Origin of the sequence: Nonomuraea purpurea, assembly GCF_042650645.1 — a bacterium.
Classification (GTDB): domain Bacteria; phylum Actinomycetota; class Actinomycetes; order Streptosporangiales; family Streptosporangiaceae; genus Nonomuraea; species Nonomuraea purpurea.
In genome coordinates this window covers 407,442-422,212 of the sequence record NZ_JBHSBI010000001.1, presented here as the reverse complement: position 1 = coordinate 422,212, position 14,771 = coordinate 407,442, and the positions used below count along the sequence as shown (strand labels likewise).

17 protein-coding genes are annotated in these 14,771 nt (G+C 67.0%); 10 read left to right on the top strand and 7 right to left on the bottom strand.

The window, feature by feature from the left end:
- Nucleotides 1–120: 120 nt before the first annotated feature.
- The gene (locus ACFOY2_RS01990) at nucleotides 121–1,035 is read right to left on the bottom strand and encodes an NAD-dependent epimerase/dehydratase family protein (protein ID WP_379526142.1); all 915 of its coding nucleotides are present in this window, start codon (nucleotides 1,033–1,035) and stop codon (nucleotides 121–123) included.
- Between the two features lie 91 nt (nucleotides 1,036–1,126).
- On the opposite strand from ACFOY2_RS01990, the gene ACFOY2_RS01985 reads away from it, so the two are divergent.
- The gene (locus tag ACFOY2_RS01985) at nucleotides 1,127–1,606 is read left to right on the top strand and encodes a MarR family winged helix-turn-helix transcriptional regulator (protein ID WP_379526141.1); all 480 of its coding nucleotides are present in this window, start codon (nucleotides 1,127–1,129) and stop codon (nucleotides 1,604–1,606) included.
- Between the two features lie 131 nt (nucleotides 1,607–1,737).
- On the opposite strand, the gene ACFOY2_RS01980 is transcribed toward ACFOY2_RS01985, so the two are convergent.
- Nucleotides 1,738–2,097, bottom strand: a complete 360-nt coding sequence (locus ACFOY2_RS01980; protein ID WP_379526140.1) for a hypothetical protein — start codon at nucleotides 2,095–2,097, stop codon at nucleotides 1,738–1,740.
- A gap of 564 nt (nucleotides 2,098–2,661) precedes the next feature.
- Nucleotides 2,662–3,492 (bottom strand): hypothetical protein, encoded by an 831-nt coding sequence (locus ACFOY2_RS01975; protein WP_379526139.1) that lies wholly within the window; start codon nucleotides 3,490–3,492, stop codon nucleotides 2,662–2,664.
- A gap of 459 nt (nucleotides 3,493–3,951) precedes the next feature.
- Here ACFOY2_RS01975 and ACFOY2_RS01970 point away from each other — a divergent pair, with 459 nt between their 5' ends.
- Nucleotides 3,952–4,185, top strand: coding sequence for a hypothetical protein (locus ACFOY2_RS01970; protein WP_379526138.1), 234 nt, complete (start codon nucleotides 3,952–3,954; stop codon nucleotides 4,183–4,185).
- 57 nt (nucleotides 4,186–4,242) lie between these two features.
- On the opposite strand, the gene ACFOY2_RS01965 is transcribed toward ACFOY2_RS01970, so the two are convergent.
- Nucleotides 4,243–5,130 carry a DUF6461 domain-containing protein gene (locus tag ACFOY2_RS01965; RefSeq protein WP_379526137.1) on the bottom strand — a complete coding sequence of 296 codons (888 nt, stop codon included), beginning with the start codon at nucleotides 5,128–5,130 and terminating at the stop codon, nucleotides 4,243–4,245.
- 939 nt (nucleotides 5,131–6,069) lie between these two features.
- Between ACFOY2_RS01965 and ACFOY2_RS01960 the strand changes: the two genes are divergently transcribed.
- Entirely contained in the window at nucleotides 6,070–6,882 is an 813-nt protein-coding gene (locus ACFOY2_RS01960) for a hypothetical protein (RefSeq protein ID WP_379526136.1), read from the top strand.
- On the top strand, nucleotides 6,879–7,256 hold the full coding sequence (locus tag ACFOY2_RS01955; protein WP_379526135.1) for a GntR family transcriptional regulator: 378 nt from the start codon (nucleotides 6,879–6,881) through the stop codon (nucleotides 7,254–7,256). The genes ACFOY2_RS01960 and ACFOY2_RS01955 overlap by 4 nt, the downstream gene beginning before the upstream one ends.
- Before the next feature lie 43 nt (nucleotides 7,257–7,299).
- On the opposite strand, the gene ACFOY2_RS01950 is transcribed toward ACFOY2_RS01955, so the two are convergent.
- Nucleotides 7,300–7,689, bottom strand: a complete 390-nt coding sequence (locus tag ACFOY2_RS01950) for a hypothetical protein (RefSeq protein ID WP_379526134.1) — start codon at nucleotides 7,687–7,689, stop codon at nucleotides 7,300–7,302.
- 527 nt (nucleotides 7,690–8,216) lie between these two features.
- On the opposite strand from ACFOY2_RS01950, the gene ACFOY2_RS01945 reads away from it, so the two are divergent.
- Both ACFOY2_RS01945 and ACFOY2_RS01940 read left to right on the top strand, forming a co-directional pair.
- Nucleotides 8,217–8,894: a DUF6461 domain-containing protein gene (locus tag ACFOY2_RS01945; protein ID WP_379526133.1), complete on the top strand. Its 678-nt coding sequence runs from the start codon at nucleotides 8,217–8,219 to the stop codon at nucleotides 8,892–8,894.
- 101 nt (nucleotides 8,895–8,995) lie between these two features.
- The gene (locus ACFOY2_RS01940; RefSeq protein ID WP_379526132.1) at nucleotides 8,996–9,133 is read left to right on the top strand and encodes a hypothetical protein; all 138 of its coding nucleotides are present in this window, start codon (nucleotides 8,996–8,998) and stop codon (nucleotides 9,131–9,133) included.
- Nucleotides 9,134–9,364: 231 nt separating this feature from the next.
- Here ACFOY2_RS01940 and ACFOY2_RS01935 read toward each other — a convergent pair whose 3' ends face one another.
- Complete coding sequence (locus ACFOY2_RS01935; RefSeq protein WP_379526131.1) at nucleotides 9,365–10,570, bottom strand: hypothetical protein; 1,206 nt, start codon at nucleotides 10,568–10,570, stop codon at nucleotides 9,365–9,367.
- A gap of 281 nt (nucleotides 10,571–10,851) precedes the next feature.
- On the opposite strand from ACFOY2_RS01935, the gene ACFOY2_RS01930 reads away from it, so the two are divergent.
- Complete coding sequence (locus tag ACFOY2_RS01930; protein WP_379526130.1) at nucleotides 10,852–11,496, top strand: Imm1 family immunity protein; 645 nt, start codon at nucleotides 10,852–10,854, stop codon at nucleotides 11,494–11,496.
- Between the two features lie 130 nt (nucleotides 11,497–11,626).
- On the top strand, nucleotides 11,627–11,791 hold the full coding sequence (locus ACFOY2_RS01925; RefSeq protein WP_379526129.1) for a hypothetical protein: 165 nt from the start codon (nucleotides 11,627–11,629) through the stop codon (nucleotides 11,789–11,791).
- 49 nt (nucleotides 11,792–11,840) lie between these two features.
- Here ACFOY2_RS01925 and ACFOY2_RS01920 read toward each other — a convergent pair whose 3' ends face one another.
- On the bottom strand, nucleotides 11,841–12,797 hold the full coding sequence (locus ACFOY2_RS01920; protein ID WP_379526128.1) for a phosphotransferase family protein: 957 nt from the start codon (nucleotides 12,795–12,797) through the stop codon (nucleotides 11,841–11,843).
- A 348-nt stretch (nucleotides 12,798–13,145) separates the two neighbouring features.
- Here ACFOY2_RS01920 and ACFOY2_RS01915 point away from each other — a divergent pair, with 348 nt between their 5' ends.
- Entirely contained in the window at nucleotides 13,146–13,694 is a 549-nt protein-coding gene (locus tag ACFOY2_RS01915) for an RNA polymerase sigma factor (RefSeq protein ID WP_379526127.1), read from the top strand.
- An 8-nt stretch (nucleotides 13,695–13,702) separates the two neighbouring features.
- Nucleotides 13,703–14,638, top strand: a complete 936-nt coding sequence (locus tag ACFOY2_RS01910) for a hypothetical protein (protein WP_379526126.1) — start codon at nucleotides 13,703–13,705, stop codon at nucleotides 14,636–14,638.
- Nucleotides 14,639–14,771 lie beyond the last annotated feature (133 nt).

Sequence of the window (14,771 nt, the reverse complement as noted above, 5' to 3'; positions counted from 1 at the left end):
GGGGGCGTCACCCCGTGGGCAGCCAGCCGAGGGTGTGCTCGGCGAAACGCACGATGGCCAGCCTGGCGTGCGGGCACGTCGATCGGGGGTCGCGGGCGGACCTGCTGGAGTGGGCTGAGCTCAGTCCTTGGTCAGCTCGTTTTTGATCCAGTCCAGGACGGACGTGTGGCGGGGCCGCCAGCCGAGTTGGGCGCGGGCGCGTTCGCCTCGGACCCGGCTGTTGGAGCCGAGTGCGAAGACGGCGGCCTCATAGCCCCACTCCTGGATCGCGGCGGTGATGTCCCACGCCTCGGCGGGTCCCAGGCCCAGCGCCTCGGCGATGGCGGCGGTGATGTCGGCGAACGACGCCTCGCCGTTTTCCACGAAGTAGAACGACCCGGCGGGAGCCGCATCGAGCGCGAGCAGATAGAGGTCGGCCACGTCGTCGATGTGGACGTTCGACCAGATGTTGCGTCCGGCCCCGATCCTGCGGACGGTGCCGCTTTTGTGCGCCTGCCGGACCAGGGCGGGGATCTGTACGCTGTCGCGGCTCAGCCCGCGACCGTGGCCGTAGATCAGGGTGTTGCACAGAACCACCGTCCGGACGTCACGGCCGGAGGCGGCCAGGACATACCGGTCGATCGCCACCCGGGCTTCCTTGTCGTCGGCCGGCCGCCAGGACGACTCCGGATCGAAGATCTCCTCTCCGAAGGTCTCCCCTGACGGCTCGCCTCGGGAATCGGTGCCCACGATGCTCGACCCGCTGGTGTGCAGCAGCGGCTTGCCCGATCCCGCGAGCGCCTCCACCAGCGCCTCCGCGGCGCCTGGGTGGTCGCTGTCAGCGGCGTTGACGACGGCGTCGGCGGCCTGCGCCTGCTCGGCGAGAAGGGCCTGGTCGTCCAGGGTGCCCAGGACCGGGGTCACGCCCAGGCGCTCGAGCATCCGCGCCTTCTCGGGGCTGCGGGCCAGGCCGGTGACCTGGTGGCCGGTCCGCAGCATCCGGTCGGCGACGGAGCCGCCGATGTATCCGGTGGCGCCGGTGACGAAGACACGCATGAGAACTCCCATGTACGTACAACGTTTGCTTATGCATAGATTGTCCATGCATGGAAACTGTGTCAAACTGGTCTTCTAAGGAGGAGGTCCAATGCCGCAGGTCACCGGACGCGTCCCGCGCATCGAATTGCCGTCGGACCTCGAAAGACGCTGGCAGGCGTTGAGACGTCTGGAAGCCGTCGTCCAGGAGGCGCTGGACCGCGCCCTTCAGAATGAGCACGGCCTGTCCGTCTCCGAGTACACCGCCCTCGCGGCGCTGGCCTATTCCGACGATGGCGGTCACCTGCGCCAGCAAGTCCTCGCCGACGCGATCCCGCTCCAGCAGAGCTCGGTCAGCCGCCTGGTCGCCCGGCTCGAGCGGATGGGCCTGACCGAACGCTTCCACTGCCCGACCGACCGGCGTGGGGTCTACACGCAGATCACGGATCGCGGCCGCGAAGTCGTCACCGCGGCGCGCGCGACCTATGTCAACGTCCTCGAACAGACTCTTGCCGGCATCAGCGGCGATCGGGAACTGGCCGCCCTGATCGAGCAACTCCACCGGGAGGCAAGCCCGCATGGGGTGACGTAGCCGCCGCGGCCATCCGCCTTCAGTTACTTGACCTCGCCACACGAGAACGCTCCGGCCCCGCATGGATGACGCCATCATTCCCGGTGCAGACAGTGGGCCCGAAGCCTGCAACCCAGAAGTCCGTTCGGGCCTTAGCAGGCCAGCTGGAGCGCCATGTCGGCAATGCGAGTCTTGTCCCCCGTCTTGACGCCGCACTGCGCCGCCCCGCCGAAGTCGCCGTACTGCCAGGAGGTGGCGTGTCCCGAGCCGAGCCGCTTCCCACCGCACTCCACGAGGAAGTCGGCGTCTACGAGGTGAGGCGCCACCTGGTAGACGACGTACCGCCCCGCGCCGCTGAAAGAGGTTTCACCGTGACGGCCCTTGGACGGGTACGTTTGGCCGCTCGGCACCAACGACTGGCGGACCCGCTTGCCCAACGACGTGATCGCCGCCTGCGGCTTGTCAAGCTTCACCCCGGTCACCTGCGCGACGCCCGACCGCAACACCTGCATGGACGGGACTCACTTTTCGTCTTTTGCCAACGTCTTCCCCTCGGAGACCGCGGTGAGCACGTCACGGTTGTCGATGTTGAACCAGGTGAACGTGCACGACCCCTGGGGAGCCGATACGGCTGCCGCGGCAGAGGCGGACGGAACGACAAGAATGCCAATCCCGGTGATGGCCGCAGTAACGAACATACGTATGACATGTAGGACGCGAAGAACGTCACAAAGGTTCCTAGTGACGGCCCCGGGGCAAGGAACCCTACCAGGCGCCGTAATCGCCACCCGGGATCAGCGGATCACTGTCGGACGGGCGCTTCCGGCATCCCCGCTTCTCGCGATTCTGACGGACGTCAGCGCGTTACGACGACACCGCGGCGGATTGGCCCATAAAGCTAGCTGAACACGTACGGCCGGCATCAGCTGCCTACCTTACGCAACGAGAACTTCGGCCTTGAGCGGCATCCGGCGACCCTGACGACGTCAGCATTCTTGGTCGCCGCGCTCAACAAATGATTTTCGAGCTTGCTCCGGTGGCATGCCGCCGGAGCAAGCTCGCTACACCGTGAACGTTCAGCGGGCGAACCTCGTACGCACGCCCGAGAACTCGAAGTCGTAGACGGTCTCGTTGACTTGGAGCCCGTCGACGGCGCCGATGAAGGGGGTGTCCCTCCCCTTGCTGATGCCCAAGCTGTAGCTGATCACCGCGTTCGGCAGCTTGGTCTTGAGATCGGCGAATGAGCACGGCGTGGCTTGGGTGCAGGCGATCGTGGTGCCCGTGGTGCCGGTCGCGAACCATCTGCTTCCGGTCGCGCTGGCGTCATACTGCTGCCAGACGTTCGGGACGGGTGTCGCCGGAGCGGATGGGCTGGTGGAGCGGTCAGGCATGAAGACCAGGCTCGTGTAGTCGGCGGTCCCCACGTTCGGGTCGACCTCGATGGTGATGTTCGGCAGGATGACCCCGGTCAGGGAGTCGACTCCGGCGAAGACCCAGTACTTCAGCGTGCGGATAGAGGAGAGTCTGTCTCCGGCGAAGATCGTCTCGTTGCCGAAAGCGATCTTGTCGTTGCCGCTGCCGACGATGATGCCCAGGCTGCCGTCGCCATAGGGCGGTGGCTGGGTGGCCGCGAACATGGCAGTTCTGCGCCCGTACGGTCCGTCGCGCAAGACCGCGTTCGGTCCGCCCAGCGTGTTGCGGCCGATGATGCCCCACTTCTCACCCGAGAAGCTGTCCTGCGGAGTCAGATCGTCGGACCTTACCGCGGCTTCAGCCGCTCCCGCCGGCGCGTCGCATGCTCCCAGGAGGCACGACGACTGCTGCACGGTGGCGGCGGTGTGGGCACTGGCCGGCGCGGCAGAGGACGCGATCAGAGCGCCTGCGCCCACGAAGGTGAGGCCGGACATCGGCCATACCAGTAGCTTTGATTTCTGCACGATTCGCCTCATAGTAAGAGAGAACGACCTGCCCGATCCCTTCCGGTGGACAAAACGGATTTCTCGTGTCCAATGCAGGTCGTAGCCCTTTTCTTATCCTCGCGGCGAGTCAACTAAGCGAGGAGGCGGCCGATTTTGTGGCGATCTTACTAATGGCATCCTCTCGCTGGATATAACTGGATAAGTGGGGCCGAACTGCTGCCGGGATCGACACCGGGACAGCGGTCGGAATGTTCACAACCGACCTTATGGGCTCAAAAAATAGGATTCGGTGTCCAACCTATAGATTCTCGGCGAGCTCAACTGGCGATCTGGTACTCGTTGATCAGGCCGAGAATGGCTCCGCGGTGAACTCGGCGGTTGGCAAGGTCAATGGGGGTCGGCGGTCCTGTTTCGGCTTGCGATGGGAGGCAACTGTCCGATGCTGCGGTGAGGTTGGACCGTGTTGTAGTGCTCCAGGCCGAGGCCGCCGACGACAAGCAGCTCAACAAGACCATCGCCCGCTACGGCCGCGTCGACCTGCTCTGCATTGACGAGCTCGGCCTACGCCTCTGCGCCGCCATCGTCGACCGCCTCACCTTCGGCGGAACCATCCTCGAGACCGGCACCGACTCCTACCGGCTTGTCCAGACCCGCGCCCGAGCCGAACACGCCGCCAGCTGAACTCCCACCGGCCGCGTCCTCACGAAGGGTCGGACCACACCGCAGCCCGCCCTTCACCTACGCATCGCAGCAACACGCGTCGACGGCAGGAACGCGTTCTTCTCGACAGCAGCGGGACGACAACCACTCGCCACATCGAAAGCAGCAGCCGGAGAAGCAGCGACGCGTCAGAACCGGCTCCACTCCGGGACTTGGACCCACCTGGACCATGGTCCCTTCACGCAGGAGCCGTCGCCGGGATCCAGGCCCAGCAGCGTGAACGCGTATCCGATCTCGGCTGCGATCGGGGCCTGTCTGCTTTGGGCCCAGGAGTAGGAAGCGGTCCAGCGTCCGCGCCGGATCCTCGCCGGGGCGTGCGTCACTGCTGACGGGATCGCGGTCGACCTCTTCGCCGTCGATGACGTAGCTGCTCTGTGTGCCGCTCTTAGCGTTGAAGTAGACCGCCACGCAGTGGGTGCCCGCGGACAAGGGGTTCACCGTCTCGTTCAGGGTGACGGCGAAGCCTTCCGGCTGCACCAGGGCGCATCCTCCCGCGATTTCGGTGACGGCGACGTATTGCAACCCGGCTGTGTAAAGGTCATCCTCGTCGTCCTCATCATCCTCATCCTCGGACAGCCACGGTGCCGGGCGAGGGGGATGCGGAGCGAACCGCGCGGGGTCGGCCCCCAGGCGCCGGATCGCCTCATCAGCGCTGATTCCTGCGACCAGCGCCAGTCCCATCCCCACCGCCCACTCCCCGCCCAGGTGCGCCGTGTTATCGAGCAGCGTCTTGCGCTCACGCGCCCGCTGGATGGCGGCTCGATGCTCCTCCTCCAGCGGAACGACCCCGGGAAGGCAAGCGAACAACGATGCCCGCGGGCCGGCCAGCGCCAGCCGTCCGGCCGACCACCCGCACATCACCTCGATCCATGGGTCGGCCCCGGCTGCCAGCAGCGCCTCGATCATCGTCCACGCGCGACCCCATGCTAGTGATCATGACTACTCCTTGGGATCGTCTGATCCTGGCGAGGGTGCTCCAAGGCGCGTGCTGGCCGATCGACACCCTTCGCCCCACCCCGAAATCACCGCGCCCGGGCACCCGGCAACCGTCGCTCAAACCAGCGAACAAACGTGGCTGATTCTCGTGGTCGCAGTCATTCGTGGTCGCTTCGCGCCGAGAAGCCGCGCCCGCCATCCCAGAACACCGGCTTTCGTGGCACTGAGCCTCGGCCTCACCGCGCTGATATTTCTCATCACCGAGGTGGCGGACGACATACCTACAGGCAGCCCCGGACCAGGTGACGCTCTGCGTAGAACCGTCCCGAGGATCGGGGCAGGGCCCAACGGCGTCGACATCACCACCACCGCGGCCATCCCCAACAGTCTGATCCACGTCCGCCACGAACTCTGGGACGCCGAGCCCGGCCCGCTCCCCTCCTGGCACCGCACGTGGGAAGGCCGCCTCCACCTGCGCATCGGCCGGATCGGCATCGCTCAACACTTCGCGAAGGAAGCCCGCTGCGAACTACCAGGGAGGGTTGTCACTGGTACGTGCCTGTGTCATGACCTCATCGAGTGCTGGACATTGGATGAGGCCGAGGTCGAGTTACTGGCGAACAAGAGCGGGGTGAAGGTCTCCGTCGGCGTCGTCCACAAGACCCTCACGGCCGCTGCCGAGGGCAACCCCGCCAACCAGTCTCCGACCTCCCGAGGAGAACGCCGTGCCGCTGCCGAAGATCCCCATCGACGACCCGCGCGTCCTGGCCCTGACCAAGGCCCGCCAGTAGTTCGCCCACGACTGCACCTTCCTCCCGACGTGGGAGGACGACGAGAGTCCCGGACGTTGACTTTGTCGCAAGGAATGACGCATCCTATTGATACAAAGCTTGCGACAAAGGGGGCGCTATGACCCGCGAACCGCTACCGAACACCGACCCACCGACGCGCACGACCGATCTGCGCATGGCGGGCGAGTGGCTGGCCCGCCACGACCTGGCCGGCACCCACCCGACCCCGCTGCTCGCCAGCCGGCTGGCGGTCCGCAGACGCGCCCGCCTGGCCACTTACGTCATCCTGGCCGCGCTGATCATCGTGAGCGCCCTCGCCGCCACTTCCGCTTTCGGCGGCCTCCAGCCGCATCGCCCGCTGCCGCTGCTGGCCCTGGCCGCGTCGGTGGCCGGGCTACTGCTGGCACAGTCCCTGCTCGACCGGTGGGTGCGACACGTCGACCAGCGGGCGGGCGCGACGCTGTCGCGCAGGGCCGCCCATCCGATCCAGCCCGGCTGGCGGACCGTGCTCGGCCGGCCGTTCGCCATTTTCGCCGTCGCCACGTTCGCCGGCGCGATGGTGCTGGCTGCAAGCGCCCTGGCCGTTCCCGAGCCCACCGTGCGGCAGCTGGCCGTCGTCGTGCTGATCGGCCTGCTCGGCGCGACAGCCATCACCGCCATGCAGCTGCGCCACCTGCTCAGCTTCCCGGTCGTGGCGGAGGACGAGGAGTCGCTGACCGCCGACGTCATCATGCGCGTCGAAGACGCCCGCGAGCTCACCACGCCGAACGTGCAATGGTCGCTGCCGGTGGTGCTGTTCGGCACCGCGCCCGGCTGGTGGAATGCCGCCGCGGTCGCCTACCTGGTCCTGAGCCTGGCCGCGTGCGTCGCGCTCCATGCCAGGACGCCGTCGTGCGCGACGGTGGCCCAGCGGGCCATGAGCGCCCAATGATCATCATCGATTCGGCCTCGCCGGTACCGCCGTTCGAGCAGCTACGGGCCCAGCTCGCCCGGCAGATCCAGGACCGCACGCTGGCCGTGGGCGCCCGGCTGCCGACCATTCGCCACCTGGCGGCCGACCTCGGCCTGGCCGTCAACACGGTCGGCCGGGCCTACCGGGAGCTGGAGGAGGCGGGGCTGATCGAGACACGCGGGCGGGCGGGCTCGTTCGTGTCGGCCGCCGGCGAGGAAGGCCGGGAGCGGGCCCGCCGGGCCGCCGCCGACTACGCCGCCGTGATCGCCAGCGTCGGCCTCGACGCGGCCGAAGCGCTCCGCATCGTGCAGGCAGCCCTGGCGGCCGGTGCGGCGGCACCGGCCTCGCCATGACCGCGACCCGAGCCCTTGAGCTGCGCAGCGCGCCGTGAGGCCGTCAGGCTGTCCTGGTGGCGGGCACAGTGCCGGGCTCGCCGTCAGACCACTCAACTATGCTGTAGGCGACGTGGTCGCTGTCGTGGCCGGGATCTCTGATGCACTGGAACCACAGCCCGAGATACATCCTCTCCTTTGGCTGCGCGGCGTCCCATGCCAGTCTCAGCGCGTTGCACTTCTCGTCGTTGCTTTCCGCAAGAATCGACTGCGTCCCGAACAGGCCTATAGCGCCCAGAGCAGCGTAGGCGACTGCCATTGCCGCTGCCTCATCCATCCCATAATTCTGGGTTTGTTCGGAGGCGGTCTTCTTGACGTGGTTATTCTCGTCTTCAGTCAGGTAACGCAGGGGCGGGGGGAGCGGGACCGGCGTGGGGGTCTGGTTCTCGATCATGCGATCACCATGGCATGGGGGCGTTGCCCCGTCACCATGGCCGCTTCGCGGACGGCGCCCTTCCCCCGGTCTCCTGCGTCGCACCTCGCTGGTCTGCCGCAGCGGGATTCAGAAACACGGCTCGATGCACCTCTGGGGATTCCGGGCCCATGCAGAAGGGATGAACGGCGGACGCGCCGGCCGACACCGCGCGCGCCACGGCCGCCGCTGCCGGGGAACGCCGACCACCTCCTGGTGCTCACCGCGCTTGAGGGACAGAGCCGCGAACCTCGCGTTTATGGCTGCCCAGTTCAGCATGCCCGACAAGATTATCTCGCTCTGACCTGCGAGAAGAGGCCAAGAACCCAAGTTAATTCCGCGTGCCCCGCTTCCGTGCCCATTCCAGCGCGGTCATGACGGGGCTCCTGGCCCCCCTGGCCGGGACTTTCCGTGATTCCGACAGCAACAGGCCGGCTCTCGAACAGCAGGTGCGTGCGGAAGGGTGAAGTGGGCCTGACTATGTCGGTAGGGCCTGCCAAGATCGCGACATGACAATCGATGCGCTGACGCCGTTCCGCTGGCTGCAACCGCCGTACGGCGGTCGGGGCAACCTCCTCGGCGAGATCTACTGCGTGACCTTGCTGCGGGGGCTCGACCCGGCCGAGGTGCTGCGCCGGTTCGGCGCCCGCACGAGCACGGAGATGAGCTTCGCCGAGCTGGGGCTGGCGGTCTCCGACTTCACGGTGGCGACCGACGGCGGTGACGGCGGTGGCTATGTCGGAGTGGTCGCCACCGGCGACGGGTGCGCGGCGGTGGAGCCGTGTGGCTGGTCGGGGACGAACAATCCGACGCTGGCGCGGCTGTCGGTCGGCACCGACGTGGTGTCCGTCTTACGGCATAACTACGCCTGCGACTACTTCCACTACGCCGCGGACGGCATGGTGATCACGGCTTTCGACCCGACTTTTCCCGAGTGGCGCTCTGGTGCCGACACCGACCGGCTCGCCGACCTCATGCGCGAGTTCGGCCTGCCTTTGGAGGAGGGCTCGGACGAGGAGTGGGACCAGCAGGACAACGACCTGTTCGAGCACGGCCTCGCGCGGATGTTCGCGATGGCGGCCCGCCTCACCGGCGTGACGTTCACCGCCGACCTGCTGAACGGATCACTCCTGGTGGGCGCGATCGCCGACTTGCCGCAGGAACACCTTCAGCGCGAGACACCCTGATACGGCGAACGGCGCACCTTCCGGGGTACTGGTCTCTCACCTTTTCAACTGTCGCGAGCTGTCGGCTCCGTGGATGGGCCCGCTGCGCCCGCCGGCTGGTGGTGACCCACTTCTGGCCAGGCAACGACCGGGCCGCCGCACGGAAGGAGTTCGGCGGTGAGGTGCTGGCGGCTGAGGAAGGACTCACCGTCACGCTCGGGGTGGGTTATCCATCCGACCGCACCGCCGCGCTGCCCTGATCGCGCCCCTCACGCTGCCGCTCTCACTCCTGAGCGCGCCCGCGACCGCCCAGGGCCTCACGCCCCCTCCACCCGAGTGGATCCAGTTACCAGAAGGCCCGTCGTGTTCGGCCACGATATGCGACTGGACCTTCCCCGACTGCGAGGAGGCAGAACCCCATGGCGATCCTTCGCAAGAGCGCCCTCGACAGCCTGCGTATCCACCAAGGGCGCCGAGTTTCTCATCCGCGATCAGGCCTCTTGCTGATCCGGATCCCGTTGGCTAGTCCGCTGGTCTGGAAGCGGCAGAAGCAGACCCGGAGCGGTGGAGGGCAGCGCGAACGAGGCGGCGTCCACGCCGGAGGCAGCTCGCAGATCCACCTCACCGCCTTCGAACCGTGCGCCTTCGAATGTGACTTCGCTGCCGTCGAACATCGCTGTGCCGAAATAGGCCTTGCCGCTCAGGAAACGCGCCTGGTCGAACCCCGCCTTGCTGCCGATGAAGTGCGCGTTGTGGAACCAGACCTCGGCGCCACAGAAGCTGGTATGGCCGAAGGACACCTCTCCGCCGCGGAACTTCGCACCCACCAGCCAGATCACACTGTCGGAGAATGTCGCGCCCTGGAACGACAGTTCACCTCCGCTCAACTCCATGTTGGACAGGACCATCTCACAGCCCGAGAACTCCGCGTTGTGGAACCAGACGTTTCCGCTGATGATCTGGGCGCCGCTGAACCTCATCTTGCCGGTTGAAAGCCGGGCTCCGAAGAAGGGAACATCGCAGTCGATCACGACGCCGGTGAAGTCGAAGTCGTGCCCGCACCACGACGGTTCTGTCTCCAGCCGCAGGTGAATCCCGATGATCCGCCAGATCGTGCGTCTGACCTCGGCCATCGACCGCAGATAGAGCCGATGTTCCACGGAGGCGTCCGGCTCGGGGTTGATCTCATAGGGCATGCGTAGGTAGGCGCACAGCACGTCGATGCATGTCTGGCGGCCGGCAGGCCAGTCATCGGCGAGTCCGGCGAGGGCATGGATGCCTGCCAGTCGTACAGCCGCGCTGTCCTCGCCGAGTTGGCCGCAGGCGGTGGCGAAGCGTTCGTTGAACATGCGGGAGCGTTCACGGTCCTCCTTGGCATGTTCGAGCGCGGAGGTCGTCTCGAGCACGCGCTGCCGCCGGTAGGCCACAACGAGTGCGATCACGCCCCCGACCCCGGCGACTGCGCCACCGGAGATTTTGATCATGTCCAGGAGGCTTGCCAGTGACAGCGTGGGAGTTGGCTGCATCGCCGGACTTCCCCAGACGATCAGCAAAGTCGTGACCAGGCCGGCTACTCCGACTATGGCCAGCAGCAAAGCGCCTGCCAGGGCCGCGCCGATCGGCGTCAAGCGGACGCCGCCCATTTCGCTCGGGGGAGGATCTTCTCTTCGGTCGCCGGCGGGGGGTTTCGTTGCCACCTGCCCAAGCTTGACAGCCCACAGACGTCTCCTGGGGCGTTTCGCACGATGGTCCCAGAAGCGACCGCCTGCTCCCAAGTCGGGAGAGAGTCGAGTTGCTGGGATGCGTCCAGCCGAGCTCTGGTCGGAAGCAATCCGCTGATCAAGTCGCTTCCTGATCTCGAAAGCCGTGGGACGGCGTCTGTTCGAGGACCGACGCGGCGCCTGTCTTCAGGTGACGATCTATGGTTGAGCGTCGTACTCCTCAGTGACGTTGCTGAGAACGCTGGAGGGAACGGACGTTGGTCCTGAACGCTTTCATGCACGGCAGAATTCGTCATGCCAAGTCACCGCCAGAGATGACGCAGTTGATCACCGAGGTCATCGAGAACCTTCCGGATCCAGACGCGAGCCCAGATCCCGACCCGAAGCCGGTGCCCGCGTGGGTCCAGAAGGCATTCGAGAATCTGCCTGAGCCCAACTGGCCGGACGGCGGCATGACCGCGGCGTTCATCTTCACCGAGCGGCACCTGGAGATGGACGTCTTCCCTCATGATTTCGACAACTACCTGCACATCGCAGTGAACGCCGTGACGGGCTTCGGCGCCCTGACGTGGTTTGTCACGGAGGGCAGCGCTGTGCCGGTCGACCCGGCCATCGCCGAGCACGTGTGGATCTCGGACAACCCGCACCCGCCCGCCTTCGACCCGGATGTTTTCTCCGACCCCGGTTTTCCCCGCTATCACCACCCGCGCAGCACCCTGCCGGTTCCCCAGATCCGGACTGCTCTGGAGGAGTTCTGCCGCACCGGCACCGGGCAAAGGCCCGAATGCATCCGCTGGACTCCTGGCGAGCTTTCCGGGCGACGCCTCGACACACCGGAACCGGAAGAACAGATCGCGCATTGCGAAGATCCATGGTGTGACACTCCGTATCACCCCGTCTGAACACGCCCGGAAGCGAACCCGATCGGGGGAGAGCCACCCTTCTAACGATCTTTGGCCGGCGACCGGATGTGCAATATCAGCGGCCGCCCGGACGTGGTTCAAGCTGAAGATCAACGATGAGGAGGTCGCCATGACCGTGAACTGCGCCGTTTGGAAGAGTGGGCCCTATCCAATGGCGCTGACCGAGCATGTGGTCCCGAAGGGCGCACGCGTCACCGTCACCGGGCAGGTGGGTGTGTGGGGCGGACACCCCAACCGCCCGGTGCGCTGGTCGATCGGCCTGTACACCAAGTAGTCGCCCGCCGTGTCCCGGGATGGCGGCGACGCGCCGGACCCGCCGGGTGTCACTTCGTGGGCGGCCACCGGTCGGCCAGCCACTGCACCGACGCCAGCCCCAGAGCCGTCATCATGGCCACGATGTTCGGGTCGGCGTCCGGCCCGGCTGATACGGCGCTGCGCAGCAGGAAGCCGGAATGCAGCGCCAACAGCCCGTCGATCTGCTCCCGCCCTGCTCCTCGGGTCAGGGGATGGCTCTCCACGATCGGCTGCGGGTCCACCCCGCTCAGCCGTGCGCTGGACAGCAGCGTGACCAGGTCGCAGAACGGCGCTCCTATCCATGCGTGCGGCCAGTCGATGACGACCACACGATCCGGGGTCAGCAGCAGGTTGAACGGGTACAGATCGCCATGCAGCAAGGTCGATCCTGCGACGTCCGCCCCCGATTCCAGGGCTACCAGATCGTCAAGGTGGTCCGCGGCCCACCCAGACAGCGCCCGTATCCTTTCTCGCGCCACGGGCTGGGTGAGGTCAGCCCATCCGCCCAGTCTGGGCAGAGCCGGCAGCGACGCGTCGATCGGTGCGGGGGTCAGCGCGTTCACCAGGTCGGAGATCGCGGCCAGTACCCGGTCCAGGTCATCGCGCTGCCACGGCTGCGCCGGCAGGTTCCCGGGAATCTCCTCGAACACCAGCGCCACCCACTCTCCGTCATCGTGGACGTGCAGCAGCCGTGGCACCGGCGCGTCGATCGGCAGCCGCTGGGAGATGGCGATCTCCTGGCGGTGGTGGCTCGCCGCGGCGGGGGACGTCGGCGCATGCGCGGCCTTGACGAATACCCCTGAGCCGTCCGACAGTCGCGCCCGCACCGCCAGCCCCTCCGAGAACCCGCCCGGCTGGCTGACCGCAGTCACGACCCGTTGCCCGACAAGCAGTTCGAACTGCTTGCGCACGGCCGGCGGAAGCGCATCCCACATCAGCCGTCGGCTGCCCGTCTGCGCCGGCATGCCTGCGCCAGTGCCGCTCATCTCCACAATCCTTTCCCGCTCCGTCCACGAAACCTCAAGGGCGGCCTTCGGAGCGGCTCCGACCTGCGTCATGATCGGGATGTCCGCGCGGCTCGCATCGTCGCCTGCGTGACGTTGAACAGCCGCCGCTCGACCAGGCCCTTGCCGACGAGCGTCGCCGCGTCGGAACCGGGCTCGGCAACATGCATGCGCGGTGGTTGGGCGCTCTCCCATCATGTCCCATCCTCGTCAGGGCGATGCTCGTGCTCCCGGAATCCGGCCCGCTGGAAATGATGGGTGGGTGCGCGCACATAGGCAGAGATGTCCGAGCAAATGAGCTGATAAGGAGACTCGCCATGGGAACCGCTCGTGGATGACGCGCGGTTGGCCAAGTTCGAGGCCGCCTACAACCAGGCCTACGGCCAGATCACGGCCTACGCCGCGCGCCGCTGCGACTCGCCGCAGGACGCCGCCGACGTAGTGGCCGAAACCTTCACCGTCGCCTGGCGCAGGGTGGACGAACTGCCGGAGGGCGCCGAGGCCACGCTCTGGCTGTACGGGGTGGCGCGCAAGGTCCTGGCCAACCACTTCCGGGGTGACAACCGCCGCCGGGCGCGCACCGCCGAACTCGACGCCGATCTGGTCGACCTGTACGGGCACTCCCCCGACACCGAGGTCGAACTGGACGCGATCGGCCGAGCATTCAGGAGCCTGCCCGCCGACGACCGGGAGTTGCTGTCCCTGCTCGCCTGGGAGGGCCTGGAGCGCGAGGAGATCGCCAAAGTGCTGGGGCTGTCCCGCAACGCCGTCCGCATCAGGCTGCATCGCGCCCGCAGGCGCTTGTCTCGCGCGCTTGCCGCGGCGGGCGTGCACGTCACCGCAGAGAGCCGGCTGGTCCCGGCGGAGAGGCCGCTGTGAGGAACGCCATGAAGAACATCGACGAGATCGAGGCGATCAAGACGCTGGCCCGGGTCGAACCCGGCGGCCAGGGGGGCGAGCCGTCCGGCGCGGGGGCGCGGGCGCTGCTGGCCGCGATCACCGCGCAGGAGCCCGAAACGACGCCGCGGAGCCGCCGCCGATACCCGCCAAGGCGACTGGCGTTCGGGCTGGCGGCCGCGGTCGCGCTCGCCGCCGGTATCGTGACGGTCCCGATCGTGACGCAGGGCGGCGTGACCAGCTCGTACGCCGTCAACCTGGACGACGGGATGGTGACGATCCAGATCCGCGACTTCAATGACGCCGCCGAACTGGAGAGGAGGCTGCGGGAACTGAAGGTGCCCGCGACGGTGGACTACGTCCCCAAGGGCATGATGTGCCGGGAGCCGCGAGGCAAGCACGTGGACAACATTCCGCGCGGCCTGTACAGCGTGCCGGAGAACATCCCCGGCGAGTCGAAGGGCTGGCAGATGCACATCAACGCCAAGCTGTTCGGCCCCGGTCAAACGTTCGTCTGGACCATCGGCGGCAACAGCACCAGCACGTATCTGATGGAGGGCCCGGTGGCGCCCTGCGAACCCGTGCCCGCGCCCACGCCGAAGGTGACCGAGCCCGAATTCCGCCTCGCGACCTACAAAGGCCGCTCACTGGAGGGGCTGCGCGTGGATGAGAAGACCGTCGGCGAGGTCCTGCCCGAGCTGAGACGTCGCGGCAAGAAGGTGATCTTCGCGGTCATCTCCGTTCCGCCTGGAAACCCCGGGGGGTTCGGCATCGTCCACACGCAGAAGGAGCCTGTCGGCGACCACTGGGTCGTCTGGGAGGCGGAGGAGAACGCCAAGGGAGTGATCCAACTGCTCGTGACGGAGAACCGGCTGGACAAGAACCCCGTCTACGGCGGACCACGGGACGCGGTCATCAAGGAGTGACGACGGGCGGCACGCAAAGGTCTTTCCGGCCCGGGTATGCGGGGCCCGAGGGCCGGATCACGTTTCCGCAGATCAGCGCGTTGGACTCAAGGGACGGAATGAAGATGCCCTGTCAACAATGGGCTGACCTGTG